At 71.4% G+C, this 14,476-nt stretch carries 10 protein-coding genes; 8 read left to right on the forward strand and 2 right to left on the reverse strand.

Going from position 1 to position 14,476, the window contains the following annotated elements:
- The first annotated feature begins 20 nt into the window (after positions 1-20).
- The 6 genes from ABT288_RS39695 (at position 21) to serA (ending at position 10,027) form a co-directional block, all read left to right on the forward strand.
- A complete protein-coding gene (locus ABT288_RS39695; protein WP_351618788.1) occupies positions 21-974 on the forward strand; it encodes a 2-hydroxyacid dehydrogenase in 954 nt (317 codons plus the stop codon).
- 375 nt (positions 975-1,349) lie between these two features.
- A complete protein-coding gene (locus tag ABT288_RS39700) occupies positions 1,350-4,415 on the forward strand; it encodes a putative bifunctional diguanylate cyclase/phosphodiesterase (RefSeq protein WP_351618791.1) in 3,066 nt (1,021 codons plus the stop codon).
- Between the two features lie 243 nt (positions 4,416-4,658).
- A complete protein-coding gene (locus ABT288_RS39705; RefSeq protein ID WP_351618794.1) occupies positions 4,659-6,506 on the forward strand; it encodes an acetolactate synthase large subunit in 1,848 nt (615 codons plus the stop codon).
- Between the two features lie 21 nt (positions 6,507-6,527).
- Positions 6,528-7,052, forward strand: coding sequence for an acetolactate synthase small subunit (gene ilvN / locus ABT288_RS39710; protein ID WP_055708145.1), 525 nt, complete (start codon positions 6,528-6,530; stop codon positions 7,050-7,052).
- A 131-nt stretch (positions 7,053-7,183) separates the two neighbouring features.
- Positions 7,184-8,182: a ketol-acid reductoisomerase gene (ilvC, locus tag ABT288_RS39715; RefSeq protein ID WP_351618796.1), complete on the forward strand. Its 999-nt coding sequence runs from the start codon at positions 7,184-7,186 to the stop codon at positions 8,180-8,182.
- A 255-nt stretch (positions 8,183-8,437) separates the two neighbouring features.
- Positions 8,438-10,027 (forward strand): phosphoglycerate dehydrogenase, encoded by a 1,590-nt coding sequence (serA, locus tag ABT288_RS39720; protein ID WP_351618799.1) that lies wholly within the window; start codon positions 8,438-8,440, stop codon positions 10,025-10,027.
- A gap of 65 nt (positions 10,028-10,092) precedes the next feature.
- Here serA and ABT288_RS39725 read toward each other — a convergent pair whose 3' ends face one another.
- A complete protein-coding gene (locus ABT288_RS39725; protein ID WP_351618802.1) occupies positions 10,093-11,631 on the reverse strand; it encodes an MFS transporter in 1,539 nt (512 codons plus the stop codon).
- A gap of 97 nt (positions 11,632-11,728) precedes the next feature.
- Here ABT288_RS39725 and ABT288_RS39730 point away from each other — a divergent pair, with 97 nt between their 5' ends.
- Both ABT288_RS39730 and ABT288_RS39735 read left to right on the forward strand, forming a co-directional pair.
- Positions 11,729-12,316 (forward strand): TetR/AcrR family transcriptional regulator, encoded by a 588-nt coding sequence (locus ABT288_RS39730; RefSeq protein WP_351618804.1) that lies wholly within the window; start codon positions 11,729-11,731, stop codon positions 12,314-12,316.
- A 90-nt stretch (positions 12,317-12,406) separates the two neighbouring features.
- On the forward strand, positions 12,407-14,023 hold the full coding sequence (locus ABT288_RS39735) for an FAD-dependent monooxygenase (protein WP_351618806.1): 1,617 nt from the start codon (positions 12,407-12,409) through the stop codon (positions 14,021-14,023).
- An 18-nt stretch (positions 14,024-14,041) separates the two neighbouring features.
- On the opposite strand, the gene ABT288_RS39740 is transcribed toward ABT288_RS39735, so the two are convergent.
- Positions 14,042-14,476: PucR family transcriptional regulator (locus tag ABT288_RS39740; protein WP_351618807.1), on the reverse strand; the 435-nt coding region annotated here is incomplete at its 5' end.

Raw genomic sequence — 14,476 nt, forward strand, 5'->3', positions numbered from 1 at the left:
CCTGACATAGCCTCCATGCCATGAGTGCTGACGTGTGGCTTCCCATAGCGCCGGAGGAGATCGAGGGCCTGCCCGAGGGGCTCCGGTACCTGTTCTGGGACGGGGGCGAGGACGGTGACCAGCCCTTTCCCGGCGACCCGGCGGACTGCGTCCTGTACGTGGTGCCGTACATGAAGCGGTGGCCGGTCAAGGTGCGTCCGCTGGAGCAGCTCACCGGCGTCCGGGTGATCCAGACCCTCACCGCCGGGGTCGACGACGTCACCTCGCGGCTGTCCGTCATCCGGCCCGGCGTCCAGCTGTGCAACGCGCGCGGTGTGCACGAGGCGAGCACCGCCGAACTCGCGCTCGCCCTGACCCTCGCCTCCCTGCGCGGCATCCCCGGCTTCGTCCGGGCCCAGCAGCAGGAGCGCTGGCAGAGTGCCTTCCACCCCGCCCTCGCCGACAAGTCCGTCCTCATCGTCGGCTACGGCGCCATCGGCGCCGCCATCGAAGACCGGCTCGCGCCGTTCGAGCTCGCGCGGGTGGCGCGCGTCGCGCGCTCTGAGCGCACCACGGCGCGCGGTCCGGTGCATCCGCTCACCGAATTGCCTTCTCTGCTTCCACACGCTGATGTCGTGATCCTCTCCACGCCCTTGACGGAGGACACGCTGGGCCTGGCGGACGCCGAATTCCTGGCGCGGATGAAGGACGGGGCGCTGCTCGTGAACGTGGCCCGCGGCCCCGTCGTGGACACCAAGGCGCTGCTCGCGGAGCTGGAGAGCGGCCGCATCACCGCGGCCCTGGACGTCACCGACCCCGAGCCGCTGCCGCCCGGACACCCGCTCTGGCAGGCCCCCGGCGTGCTCATCACCCCCCACGTGGGCGGGCCCACCTCCGCCTTCCTGCCGCGCGCCAAGCGGCTGCTCGCCGACCAGCTGACCCGATTCGTGAACCACGAGCCCCTGCGGAACGTGGTCCTGACGACAGGGGTGTAATCCGGTTCCGGCACCCTGCGCGACCCCCCGGACGCGCCCCGTACCCGCATCAGCGCTGGTCGTCACGGAGCGTAGAGAAGCTATGTCCCTGAGTGACGATCCTGGTGTATCGTCCCGACAGGGGCTGCGCCGCCTACCGTCGGCGCCGGGGATGGACATTTCAGATTTGTGAGGGGGGCGACGGGCGATGCACGGCCTATGGACGAACGATCCGACGCGGCGGAGCCGCCGACGGCGGCCCTGGCGCACGGCCGCGCGCAGACGCGGCCACCACACCAGCCACCAGCAGCGCAGGCACAACGGCCGCAGGAGGCATGCGCACCCAGCGCACCGGGACCGTCGGGACCCGGGAGCGGCGCAGACCGGGAGGCCCCGGTGAGCGCGCCGCCCTCGGTGACGACCGCCCTCGACGCGACGGTGCGCGCACCGCATCCGCAGCAGGCGCCGGCGTCCCGCCGGCCGGCCGCCGGTGAACGCACCCGCACGAGGGAGCAACTCGTTCTCGCCCTGGTCTGCGCGGCCTACGCCGTCGGGGCCGCCTTCGACTGGGGCACGGACGAACTGGCGCTGATCATGGGCGACTTCGGGCTGGCCGCCGCGGCGGGCACCGCAGCCGTCTCCTGCTTCCTGTACGCCCGCAGTCCGCGCGTCCGCTTCCGCTCGGCCTGGCTGCTGTTCGCCCTCTCCTCGGCGATGGCGTCCCTCGGCAACGCGGTCTGGGGATGGTACGAGGTCGTCCTCGGCCGGCCGGTGCCCAGCCCCTCCTACGCGGACCTGTTCTTCCTGTGCTTCGCGCCGCCGGCCATCGTGGGCCTGCTGGTGCTCGCCAAACGGCCGGTGACCAAGGCCGGCTGGATCTGCCTGGCGCTGGACGCCTGGCTGATCGGCGGCTCGCTGCTCACGCTGTCCTGGAGCCTCGCGCTCGCCCAGGCGGCCCGGTTCGACGGGCCGAGCGTGGCGCACACCGCGCTGTCGCTGGCGTACCCGCTGCTCGACATCGCGCTCGTCAGCATGGTGCTCGCGCTGCACTTCCGCCGCACCCCGGGCAACCGCACCGCCGTGAACACGGCGATCGGCGCGCTCGCGCTGACCGTCATGTGCGACGCGCTGTTCACCTCGCCGCTGCTGCACAGCAGCTACCACTCCGGTCAGCTGCTGGACGCCGGCTGGTTCGCCGGTTCGCTGCTGCTCGCCTACGCCCCCTGGGCCGCGCCCCGCCGCAAGGGCGGACAGGAGGGGCACGTACCGGACGGGCACACGCGCGTGGTCCACGAACACGTGCCCGGACAGCGCGGCACGAGCCACCACCATGCGCCCGCGCCCGCCCCCGGAGGTGATCACAGCCGGTATCCGGCCGGCCGGCCGCTCACCGGCTCCCTGGCCGCCCTCACCCCGTACCTCGCCGCCGCCGTGTGCACCCTGGGCATCCTGTACAACGTCCTCAACGGGCGCCGACCCGACCATGTCGTGCTGATCACCGCGGGCGCCGTCGTACTCGCCCTCGTCATCCGGCAGGGCATCATGCTGCTGGACAACATCACCCTGACCCAGGAACTGGCGCAGAAGGAGAACCACTTCCGCTCGCTGGTGCAGGGCTCCAGCGACGTGATCATGATCGCCGCGCCCAACGGCATCCTGCGGTACGTCTCCCCGGCCGCCGCCGGGGTCTACGGCCGCCCGGCCGAGGAACTGGTGGGCACGGAGCTGGCCGCCCTCATCCACCCGGAGGACCTGGGCTGCGTGGTGCACGAGGTGCGCCGCTTCCTCGCCGCCGACCCCCTGGAGGAACCCACCACCCGCATCGAGTGCCGCTTCCGGTCCGGCGGTGGGGGCACCGCCCGCTCGAGCGCAGCCGAGAGCGGGGGAGGCTGGCTCAACGTGGAGTCCACCGTCAACCGCCACCACGGCGGCCTGATCTTCAACAGCCGGGACGTGACCGAGCGCGTCCGTCTGCAGGCGCAGCTGCAGCACAACGCCGAGCACGACCCGCTGACCGACCTGCCCAACCGCGCGCTGTTCACCCGGAGAGTGCAGCAGGCGCTGTCCGGCCGCCGTGCCACCGACCGGGGTGCCGCGCTGCTGGGCACGGCCGTGCTCTTCATCGACCTGGACGGCTTCAAGGCCGTCAACGACACGATCGGGCACCAGGCCGGGGACGAGCTGCTCGTCCAGGCCGCCCGCAGACTCCAGGACGCGGTCCGGCAGGGGGACACCGCGTCCCGGCTGGGCGGCGACGAGTTCGCGGCCCTGATCGTCGGGGACGGCAGCCGTGACCGTGCCGCCCGGGAGCGGAACATCCTGGAGCTCGCCGACCGCCTCAGGGTGACCCTCTCCCAGCCGTACGCCATCGACGGCAGCGACGTGCGGGTCAACGCCTCCATCGGCGTCGCCTTCGCCGAACCGGGCCTCGGGGCGGGCGAGTTGCTGCGCAACGCCGACCTCGCGATGTACCGCGCCAAAGCGGCCGGAAAGGGCCGGGTCGAGCTGTACAAGCCGCAGATGCAGCAGGACGTCGTACGCAAGGCGGAGCTGGCCACCCGGCTGCGTGCCGCGCTGCACGACGGCGAGTTCGCCCTGCTGCACCAGCCGGTGGTGTGCCTGTCGACCGGCCGGATCACGGCGGTCTCCGCGCAGGCGCGCTGGCGCTCCTCGCAGGGCGTGCTGTTCACCCCGGCCGAGTTCCTGCGGGTGACCGAGGACGGCGACAAGACCGCCGAGCTGGACCGCTGGATCCTGCGGGAGGCCGTCGAGCAGGCCGCCGAGCGGGCCGCCACCGGGATCGTCGTCCCGGTGACCGTACGGACGAGCGCCCGGCGACTGGTGGACCGCTCGATGCCGCTCGGCTCCGTGGAGGCGCTGCTGACCCGGCACGGGCTGCCGCCCGGCGCACTGGTCCTGGAGCTGTCCGACACCGATCCGCTGGTCTCCCTGGACGAGCTGGAGCGGCGGCTGACCGCGCTCAGCCGCCTCGGGGTGCGGATCGCGCTGGACGGCTTCGGCAGCGGCCACGCGGCCATCACCGCCCTCAGAAGGCTGCCCGTGGACATCCTCAAACTCGACCGCAGCCTGGTCGAGGGCGTCGTGGAGTCCGGGCGGCTGCACAAGATCACCAGCGGTCTGCTGCGGATCGCCGGCGATCTCGGCCTGCAGTCGGTGGCCGAGGGCGTGGACCTGCCGGAGCAGGTCGTCGCGCTGCGCGCGATGGGCTGCACGCACGGGCAGGGCATGGCCTTCGCGGGGCCGCTCGACGAGTACCGGCTGCGCCGGGCGCTCGGGTCCGGCCACTACCCGGTGCCGCACGCACCGGCCGAGCCGGCGTTCGCCGGGAGTGTGAGCGAGCCGAAGGGGCGCTCCGGGGTGTACACAGGGGGTGTTACGGCTGTCTTCGGAGGCGGCAGTGCCCTTCGCTCACATTCTGAGACTCCCGTCCCACCCACTTGACACGTGGTGCGCGTCGGGGGGAGGGTCAGTGCCATGCGCACCCGAATTCTCGTACTTGGACAGCGCGTCGGCTGAGCTGGGACCCACCGGAGGACGATCCGGCAACCCCAGCGACCTCACCGGCGCGCTCCCCTCGCTTGCCTTGCGGCACGAGGGGTTTTTTGTTGCACGAGTGCTTTTCGTGCAGCGCTTGAACTCCGTACAAACCTCGCAAAAACCCTCAGCATCGAGAAGAGAATGCCGATGACCGAGCAGGCCACCGGGGCCCATCCGCAGCCGCGGCCCCGATCCGGAGGACAGCAGTCCGCCCCCGTCGAGCACGTCACGGGTGCGCAGTCCCTCATCCGCTCCCTCGAGGAGGTCGGCGCTGACACGGTATTCGGCATTCCCGGCGGCGCGATCCTGCCGGCGTACGACCCCCTGATGGACTCGAAGAGGGTCCGTCACGTGCTGGTCCGCCACGAGCAGGGCGCCGGCCACGCTGCCACCGGCTATGCGCAGGCCACCGGCAGGGTCGGCGTCTGCATGGCGACGAGCGGCCCCGGCGCCACCAACCTGGTCACCCCGATCGCCGACGCCCACATGGACTCCGTCCCGCTGGTCGCGATCACCGGCCAGGTCGCCTCGAAGTCGATCGGCACGGACGCCTTCCAGGAGGCGGACATCGTCGGCATCACCATGCCGATCACCAAGCACAACTTCCTCGTCACCAAGGCCGAGGACATCCCGCAGGTCATCGCGCAGGCGTTCCACATCGCCTCCACCGGCCGCCCGGGCCCGGTCCTGGTCGACATCGCCAAGGACGCCCTCCAGGCGAAGACCACCTTCTCCTGGCCGCCCACCATGGACCTGCCCGGCTACCGACCGGTGACCAAGCCGCACGCCAAGCAGATCCGCGAGGCGGCCAAGCTGATCACCTCCGCCAGGCGGCCCGTCCTCTACGTCGGCGGCGGCGTCATCAAGGCGCACGCCACCGCCGAGCTGAAGGTCCTCGCCGAACTCACCGGAGCGCCCGTCACCACCACCCTGATGGCGCTCGGCGCGTTCCCCGACAGCCACCCGCTGCACGTGGGAATGCCGGGCATGCACGGTGCGGTCACCGCCGTCACCGCGCTGCAGAAGGCCGACCTGATCGTCGCCCTCGGAGCCCGCTTCGACGACCGCGTCACCGGCAAGCTGGACAGCTTCGCCCCGTACGCCAAGATCGTCCACGCCGACATCGACCCGGCCGAGATCGGCAAGAACCGCGCCGCCGACGTGCCGATCGTCGGTGACGCCCGCGAGGTCATCGCCGACCTGGTCCAGGCGGTGCAGAAGGAGCACAGCGAGGGCAACAAGGGCGACTACACCGCCTGGTGGAGCGACCTGAACCGCTGGCGCGAGACCTACCCGCTCGGCTACGACCAGCCCGAGGACGGCTCGCTCTCCCCGCAGCAGGTCATCGAGCGCATCGGGCAACTGGCGCCGGAGGGCACGATCTTCGCGGCGGGCGTCGGCCAGCACCAGATGTGGTCCGCGCACTTCATCCAGTACGAGAAGCCCGCCACCTGGCTGAACTCCGGCGGTGCCGGAACCATGGGCTACGCGGTCCCGGCGGCGATGGGCGCCAAGGCCGGACAGCCGGACCACACGGTCTGGGCGATCGACGGCGACGGCTGCTTCCAGATGACCAACCAGGAACTGACCACCTGCGCCCTGAACAACATCCCGATCAAGGTCGCCATCATCAACAACGGCGCCCTCGGGATGGTCCGCCAGTGGCAGACCCTGTTCTACAACCAGCGCTACTCCAACACCGTGCTGCACAGCGGCCCCGACGACATCAACCCGGAGGCCAAGGGCACGCGCGTGCCGGACTTCGTGAAGCTGTCCGAGGCGATGGGCTGCGTGGGTCTGCGCTGCGAGCGCCCGGAGGACCTGGACAAGGTCATCGAAGAGGCGAACTCCATCAACGACCGCCCGGTCGTCATCGACTTCATCGTCCACGAGGACGCGATGGTGTGGCCGATGGTCGCCGCCGGCACCTCCAACGACGAGATCATGGCCGCCCGGGACGTCCGCCCCGACTTCGGCGACAACGAAGACGACTGAGCGAGGAAGAGCAAAGAGATCATGTCAAAGCACACGCTCTCCGTCCTGGTGGAGAACACGCCGGGCATCCTCGCCCGGATCGCCGCCCTGTTCTCCCGCCGGGGCTTCAACATCGACTCGCTCGCGGTCGGCGTCACCGAGCACCCCGACATCTCCCGCATCACCATCGTGGTGGGTGTCGAGGACCTGCCGCTGGAGCAGGTGACCAAGCAGCTCAACAAGCTCGTCAACGTGCTGAAGATCGTCGAGCTGGAGCCCGGTCAGGCCGTGCAGCGCGAACTCGTCCTGGTGAAGGTCCGCGCCGACAACGAGACCCGCTCCCAGATCGTCGAGATCGTCCAGCTGTTCCGCGCCAAGACCGTCGACGTCTCCCCGGAGGCCGTCACCATCGAGGCCACCGGATCCAGCGAGAAGCTGTCCGCCATGCTCAAGATGCTGGAGCCGTTCGGCATCAAGGAGCTGGTGCAGTCCGGCACGATCGCCATCGGCCGCGGCGCCCGTTCGATCACGGACCGCTCGCTGCGCGCCCTCGACCGATCCGCTTGAGGCTGAAGTACGGCTGAAACCGGGCGGTCGGCGACACGCCGTCCGCCCGGATGCCGAGACCCCGAGACTTCCCTTCCCCTCACCGTCATACGGTGGGACGCACAACCTGCACACCAAGGAGAGAACCCAAAGTGGCCGAGCTGTTCTACGACGCTGACGCCGACCTGTCCATCATCCAGGGCCGCAAGGTCGCGGTCATCGGCTACGGCAGCCAGGGCCACGCCCACGCGCTGTCGCTGCGTGACTCCGGTGTCGACGTCCGTGTCGGTCTGCACGAGGGCTCCAAGTCCAAGGCCAAGGCCGAGGAGCAGGGCCTGCGCGTGGTGACGCCGTCCGAGGCCGCCGCCGAGGCCGACGTCATCATGATCCTGGTGCCGGACCCGATCCAGGCCCAGGTCTACGAGGAGTCCATCGCCCCGAACCTGAAGGACGGCGACGCGCTGTTCTTCGGCCACGGCTTCAACATCCGCTTCGGCTTCATCAAGCCCCCGGCCGGCGTGGACGTCTGCATGGTCGCACCGAAGGGCCCGGGCCACCTGGTGCGCCGTCAGTACGAGGAGGGCCGCGGCGTTCCGTGCATCGCGGCCGTCGAGCAGGACGCCTCCGGAGGCGCCTTCGCGCTGGCCCTGTCGTACGCCAAGGGCATCGGCGGCACCCGCGCCGGCGTCATCAAGACGACCTTCACCGAGGAGACCGAGACCGACCTGTTCGGCGAGCAGGCCGTCCTCTGCGGTGGTACGGCCGCGCTGGTCAAGGCGGGCTTCGAGACCCTGACCGAGGCCGGCTACCAGCCGGAGATCGCCTACTTCGAGTGCCTGCACGAGCTGAAGCTGATCGTGGACCTCATGTACGAGGGCGGCCTGGAGAAGATGCGCTGGTCCATCTCCGAGACCGCCGAGTGGGGCGACTACGTCACCGGCCCGCGGATCATCACCGACGCCACCAAGGCCGAGATGAAGAAGGTCCTCGCCGAGATCCAGGACGGCTCCTTCGCGAGGCAGTGGATGGACGAGTACCACGGCGGCCTGAAGAAGTACAACGAGTACAAGAAGCAGGACTCCGAGCACCTGCTGGAGACCACCGGCAAGCAGCTGCGCAAGCTGATGAGCTGGGTGAACGAGGAGGCGTAAGCCTCATGTCGGGGGCCGGGGCGTGCTGCTCCGGCCCCCTTCGTCCATCCGGGGCGAAACCTCCGTACAAAATGGAGTTGCCCGTCCGGGTGATCCTTCCGTGGAGGCGCATTCCGCCCGCCGCCACGCCACTAGACTGCTGCACAAACACGCGTCAGGCCCACAGCGTCGTGCGTCTTCCGCGGCTAGCCCCCCTCCTCCGCCTGCGGCCGTCGGGACGGCCGTCCGCATGCTCTGGACTTGTGAGGACCTCACGTGAGCTCGAAACCCGTCGTACTCATCGCTGAAGAGCTGTCGCCCGCGACCGTGGACGCACTCGGCCCGGACTTCGAGATCCGGCACGCCAACGGAGCAGACCGAGCCGAACTGCTCCCCGCCATCGCCGACGTGGACGCGATCCTGATCCGTTCCGCCACCAAGGTCGACGCCGAGGCCATCGCCGCGGCGAAGAAGCTCAAGGTCGTCGCCCGCGCCGGCGTCGGCCTGGACAACGTCGACGTCTCCGCCGCCACCAAGGCCGGCGTGATGGTCGTCAACGCCCCGACCTCCAACATCGTGACCGCCGCCGAGCTGGCCTGCGGTCTGATCCTCGCCTCCGCCCGCAACATCCCGCAGGCCAACGCCGCGCTGAAGAACGGCGAGTGGAAGCGCAGCAAGTACACGGGCGTCGAGCTGGCCGAGAAGACCCTCGGTGTCGTCGGCCTCGGCCGCATCGGCGCCCTGGTCGCCCAGCGCATGTCCGCCTTCGGCATGAAGGTCGTCGCCTACGACCCCTACGTCCAGCCCGCCCGCGCCGCCCAGATGGGCGTGAAGGTCCTCTCCCTGGACGAGCTGCTGGAGGTCTCCGACTTCATCACCGTCCACCTGCCCAAGACCCCCGAGACCCTCGGCCTCATCGGCGACGAGGCGCTGCGCAAGGTCAAGCCGAGCGTGCGCATCGTCAACGCCGCGCGCGGCGGCATCGTGGACGAGGCGGCGCTGTACGCGGCGCTGAAGGAGGGCCGGGTCGCCGGCGCCGGCCTCGACGTGTACGCCAAGGAGCCCTGCACCGACTCCCCGCTGTTCGAGCTGGACCAGGTCGTGTGCACCCCGCACCTCGGTGCCTCCACCGACGAGGCCCAGGAGAAGGCGGGCATCGCGGTCGCCAAGTCCGTCCGTCTCGCCCTCGCCGGCGAGCTGGTGCCGGACGCGGTGAACGTCCAGGGCGGTGTCATCGCCGAGGACGTCAAGCCGGGTCTGCCGCTCGCCGAGCGCCTCGGCCGGATCTTCACCGCGCTCGCCGGTGAGGTCGCGGTCCGCCTCGACGTCGAGGTCTACGGCGAGATCACCCAGCACGACGTGAAGGTGCTGGAGCTGTCCGCGCTCAAGGGCGTCTTCGAGGACGTCGTCGACGAGACGGTGAGTTACGTCAACGCGCCGCTGTTCGCCCAGGAGCGTGGCGTCGAGGTCCGGCTGACCACCAGCTCCGAGTCGCCCGAGCACCGCAACGTCGTCACCGTGCGCGGCACGCTCGCGGACGGCGAGGAGGTGTCGGTCTCCGGCACGCTGGCCGGCCCGAAGCACGTCCAGAAGATCGTCGCGGTCGGTGACTACGACGTCGACCTCGCCCTCGCCGACCACATGCTCGTCCTGCGCTACGAGGACCGCCCCGGTGTCGTCGGCACCGTCGGCCGCATCCTCGGCGAGGCGGGCATCAACATCGCCGGCATGCAGGTCGCTCGCGCGGTCGCCGGCGGCGAGGCGCTGGCCGTGCTCACCGTCGACGACACGGTGGGCTCCGCCGTGCTGGCCGAGGTTGCTTCCGAGATCGGCGCCACTTCGGCTCGGTCGGTGAACCTGGCCTGAGTCGTTTCCCCCGCGAACGCCGGGCGGGCTGACTTTCGTCAGCCCGCCCGGCGTTCTTTCGTGCCCTATGAGTCGTCCCGCACCTCGATCCTCCGCAAGGACACCGCCGCTCCCACCGCCGCCAGCGCCACCAGCACCGCGCCGGCGATCGCCGCGCCCTGCATCCCGCTGGTGAAGGCCTCGCGGGCCGTGGCGAGGAGGGACTGGCCGGCCCGGCCGGGCAAGTGGGCGGCCGTGGCGAGGGCGTCGCCCAGGGTCTCGCGGGCCCCGGCCGGGGCGGTGGCCGGCATCTCGTGGCGGTAGACCGCCGTGCCGATCGAGCCGAGGACCGCCATGCCGAGCGCGCCGCCGAACTCGGCGCTGGTCTCCAGCAGGGAGGAGGCCGTGCCCGCCCGCTCCACCGGGGCGCCGCTCATGGCCAGGTCGGTCAGCTGGGAGACGATCGCGACCATCCCGCAGGCGAGGACGCCGGCCCCGGCGAGGGCCTGCCACAGCGAGTCGGTGCCGACGAGGGCGAGCATCGAGTAACCGGCCGCCATGGCCGCGAAGCCGCCGGCGACGACGTACCCCCGGTTGACGCCCCGCTGGACGAGCTGGGCGGTGACCGGACCGGCGAACCCGATGAACACCGAGGGCAGCAGGCTCCACAGGGCCGCCGACAGCGGGCTCTTGCCGAGGACCGACTGCAGGTACTGCGTGGTGAAGACGGCCGAGCCCATCATGGCGAGGCTCGCGACCAGGTTCAGGACCAGCGCCGGGGTGAAGCCGTGGCCCTTCAGCAGGGCCGGCGGGATCAGGGGGGAGGAGCTGGTGCGCTGGCGGTGGACGAACAGGGCCGCGAAGAGCAGGCCGACGGCGGTCGAGACGACGTACAGCGGGTGCCAGCCCTCGGAGGGGATCTCCTTCAGGCCGTAGATCACGGGGAGCACGGCGGCCAGCGACAGCGGCACGCTCAGCCAGTCGAAACGCCCGGGGTCCGGGTCCCTGGACTCCGGCAGCAGCACCGGGCCGAGAAGCAGGAGCAGGGCCATGGCGGGCAGGTTGACCAGGAAGACCGAGCCCCACCAGAAGTGCTCGACCAGGATGCCGCTCATCACGGAGCCGAGCGCGATACCGCCGGTCATGACGCCGGACCACAGCCCGATTGCCTTCGCACGCTGGGCAGGGTCGGTGAACATCGTGCGCAGCAGCGCCATGGTGGACGGCATCAGGGTCGCACCGCCGAGACCGAGGACCGCGCGGGCCGCGATCAGGGTCCCGGCGCTGTCGGCGTAGGCCGCGAGCAGCGAGGCGCCGCCGAAGGCCGCCGCACCCGTCAGGAGGAGCCTGCGGCGGCCGATGCGGTCGCCGAGGGAGCCCATGGTCATCAGCAGGCCCGCCAGGACGAAGCCGTAGACGTCGAAGATCCACAGCTGCTGGGTGCCGCTCGGGTGCAGGTCGGCGCTGATCGCGGGGGTCGCGAAGTAGAGGACCGAGACGTCCATCGAGACCAGCAGCAGCGGCAGCATCAGCACGCCCAGGGCGGTCCACTCGCGGCGCCCGGCGCGGGCGGGGGCGGCGCTCTCGGCGCCGACGGAGGCGGTTGTGCTCGTCGAGTTCGTCATGCCGGAGACTGTACGCCCGTCTTAAACGCTTGTATAGAACGAGCGTATAAGTCGTTCGTCTAGGACGTACGTATGGACCGGCGGTAGGGTGGCCGGCATGGGACACCGTGAGGATCTGCTCGAAGGCGCCAAGCGCTGCCTGATGGAGAAGGGGTTCCTGCGTACGACCGCGCGGGACATCGTCAAGGAGTCGGGGACGAACCTGGCGTCGATCGGCTACCACTACGGCTCGAAGGACGCGCTGCTGGTGCAGGCGTACATCGCGCTGATCGAGGGTGTGGGGGAGAGCTTCGACCCGGACCTCGGCGGTACGGTGACGCAGCCTCCCGGGTCCCTGGAGCGCTTCCAGGAGGTGTGGACGAGCATCATCCGCACGGTGCCCGAGTCACGGGCGATCTGGCTGCTGAGCTTCGAGCTGATGTTCCAGGGCGACGACCGGATCGCGGAGGTGCGCAAGCTGCTCGCCGAGGCGCAGAAGACGGGTCGCTCGGGGCTGGTGTCCCTGTTCAGCGGCATCCCGGAGGCCGACCTCGACGAGGAGTCCGCCGAAACCGAGGGCCGTTTCTACATGACCCTCCTCAACGGCCTCATGGTCCAGTGGCTCTTCGACCCGGACACGGCGACCACCGCGGAGCAGCTCACCGAGGGTCTCCGGCGGATCGTCGGCGGGGCCGCGGCGGGCTGATCCGGCTCTCCCGCACGCGCGGCACCGCAGACCGCCACGCCCGCCGGCACGCGGATTGCGGCCGCCCGCCGGGCAGGAGAGATTGGCCTCATGCGTGACGCCGAGGTGGCGGTGCTGATCGTCGGCGGCGGACCGGTCGGGCTCACCGTGCGGGCGCTGCTGGAGCGCTGGGGCGTATCCGCCCTGCTCGTCGAGCGGCACACCGAGCTGTCGCCGTTCCCCCGGTCCCGGCTCGTCAACGTGCGCTCGATGGAGATCTTCCGCGGGCTCGGGCTCGCCGGCCGGATCACCGCCCGCGCCTTCGCGCCGCGCTACGGACGGGTCCGCTTCCGCGACACCCTCAGCGGCGCCGACTTCGCCTCGGCGGCGATGGCCGGGGTGCACGCGCCGGTGCCGGAGAGCCCCGCGCTCGGCGTGTGCACCTCGCAGGACCGGCTGGAACCGGTGCTGCTCGACGCGGCGGACGCGCCGGTGCGGTTCGGTGTCGAACTCATCGGCCTGACCGAGGAGTTCGGAGGTGTCACAGCGCGGCTCACCGATCACCGCACCGGAGCCGAGGGGCGGATCCGGGCCCGGTACGTCCTCGCCGCCGACGGCGCGCACTCCACCGTCCGGGACCTGCTGGACATCGGCACCGCCGGCCCCGGTGCGCTGGGCGGTGTCACCACCGTCGTCTTCGACGCCGACCTCGACCGCTGGTGTGCCGACCGGCCCGCCGGGGTCTACTTCACCGCGCGGGGGTCCTTCACGCCGCTCTACCCCGAAGGGGGCTGGGCCTGGTTCGGCCCCACGCCCGAGAACGCCGACGGCACCGACTGGGGCGGCCTCGTCGCGGCGGCCCTCGGTCCCGGCACCGCCGTACGGCCGGAGGTGCTGCGCGTCCAGCACTGGGTGATGGAGGCACGCGTCGCCGAACGCCTCCGGCACGGCCGGATCCTGCTGGCCGGCGATGCCGCGCACGCCGTCCCCGTCATCGGTGGCCTGGGTATGAACGCCGGCGTGGCCGACGCGCACAACCTCGCCTGGAAACTGGCGGGCGTGCTCCAGGGCTGGGCCGGACCCGGCCTGCTGGACACCTACGAGGCCGAGCGGCACCCCGTCGCCCGCGAGACACTCCGCCAGGCGGTGGCCAACGCCCGGCTGCTGCGCGAGGTGCAGGACCGCCGGCGCGCACAGCTGCGGGCGGGGGACGTGGTGCCGGACCAGGTCCAACCGCCCTGGGCGGACCGGTACTTCGCACAGCTGGGCCTGGTGCTCGGCGTCGCCTACCGCTCGGCCGCCGTCCTCACGGCCACCGATGCCCCGCCCGAGCCACCGGAGCCCGGCACGGACTACACGCCCACCGTGCGGCCGGGCCACCGCATGCCCCACCTCTGGCTCACCGGCGACCGCTCGGCCCTCGACACCCTCGGCGCGTGGTTCACCCTGCTCACCCCGGACCCCACGCGCTGGGCGCCCCCCACCGCCGTACCCGTGCCGCTGCACATCGAGCCCCTGGCGCGCGAGCACACCGAGTCGTACGCCCTCGGTCCGCACGGCGCGCTCCTCGTCCGCCCGGACGGCCACATCGCCGCCCACTGGCCCGACGGCCCGCGCACCCCGGGCACCCTCACGGAGGCGCTGACCGCGCTCACGGGTGCGCGTGACCATGCTGGGAGGCGATGGTCCGGAACGTCCCGCAGCGGAGGCAGCGCCGACGCAACCTGATCCGGCCGTACGACGGCGCTACAGCCGAGCCCGCTTCAGCGCCATGTGCAGCAGCAGCCGGTCCTCGCCGTCGTCCAGGTCCAGGCCGGTCAGCTGCTCGACCCGGGAGAGGCGGTAGTACAGGGTCTGCCGGTGGATGCCCAGTTCGGCGGCCGTACGGCCGGCCTGGCCCGCGCAGTCGAGGTAGACCTCGGCGGTGCGGGCCAGTTCCCGGTGGGCGGGGGAGAGCAGGGGGCCGACCACGGGATCGTGCGCGGCCTGCGGCGGCAGCGCGGTGAGCAGCCGGTACGGCCCGATGTCCGCCCACCGCGCGACGGGCCCGAACCGCGGCTCGGCCAGCGCGGCGCGCGTGGCGGCGGCCGCCTCCTCCTCGGCCGTCTGGAACCGGTCGTCCGGCTCCTTGGCGAGCGAGCGCATGACCAGGCCGTCCAGCTCCGGCGGGCAGCCGTCGGA

Source organism: Streptomyces sp. NPDC001093, assembly GCF_040298985.1.
In the GTDB taxonomy this organism is placed as follows: domain Bacteria; phylum Actinomycetota; class Actinomycetes; order Streptomycetales; family Streptomycetaceae; genus Streptomyces.

What these genes read in the sequence shown, in the direction of transcription:
- ABT288_RS39695 (WP_351618788.1), top strand. Translation starts at nt 21, where the DNA reads ATGAGTGCTGACGTGTGGCTTCCCATAGCGCCGGAGGAGATCGAGGGC.
- ABT288_RS39725 (WP_351618802.1), bottom strand. Translation starts at nt 11,631, where the DNA reads ATGACGAACTCGACGAGCACAACCGCCTCCGTCGGCGCCGAGAGCGCC.
- ABT288_RS39730 (WP_351618804.1), top strand. Translation starts at nt 11,729, where the DNA reads ATGGGACACCGTGAGGATCTGCTCGAAGGCGCCAAGCGCTGCCTGATG.
- ABT288_RS39705 (WP_351618794.1), top strand. Translation starts at nt 4,659, where the DNA reads ATGACCGAGCAGGCCACCGGGGCCCATCCGCAGCCGCGGCCCCGATCC.
- ABT288_RS39735 (WP_351618806.1), top strand. Translation starts at nt 12,407, where the DNA reads ATGCGTGACGCCGAGGTGGCGGTGCTGATCGTCGGCGGCGGACCGGTC.
- ilvN (WP_055708145.1), top strand. Translation starts at nt 6,528, where the DNA reads ATGTCAAAGCACACGCTCTCCGTCCTGGTGGAGAACACGCCGGGCATC.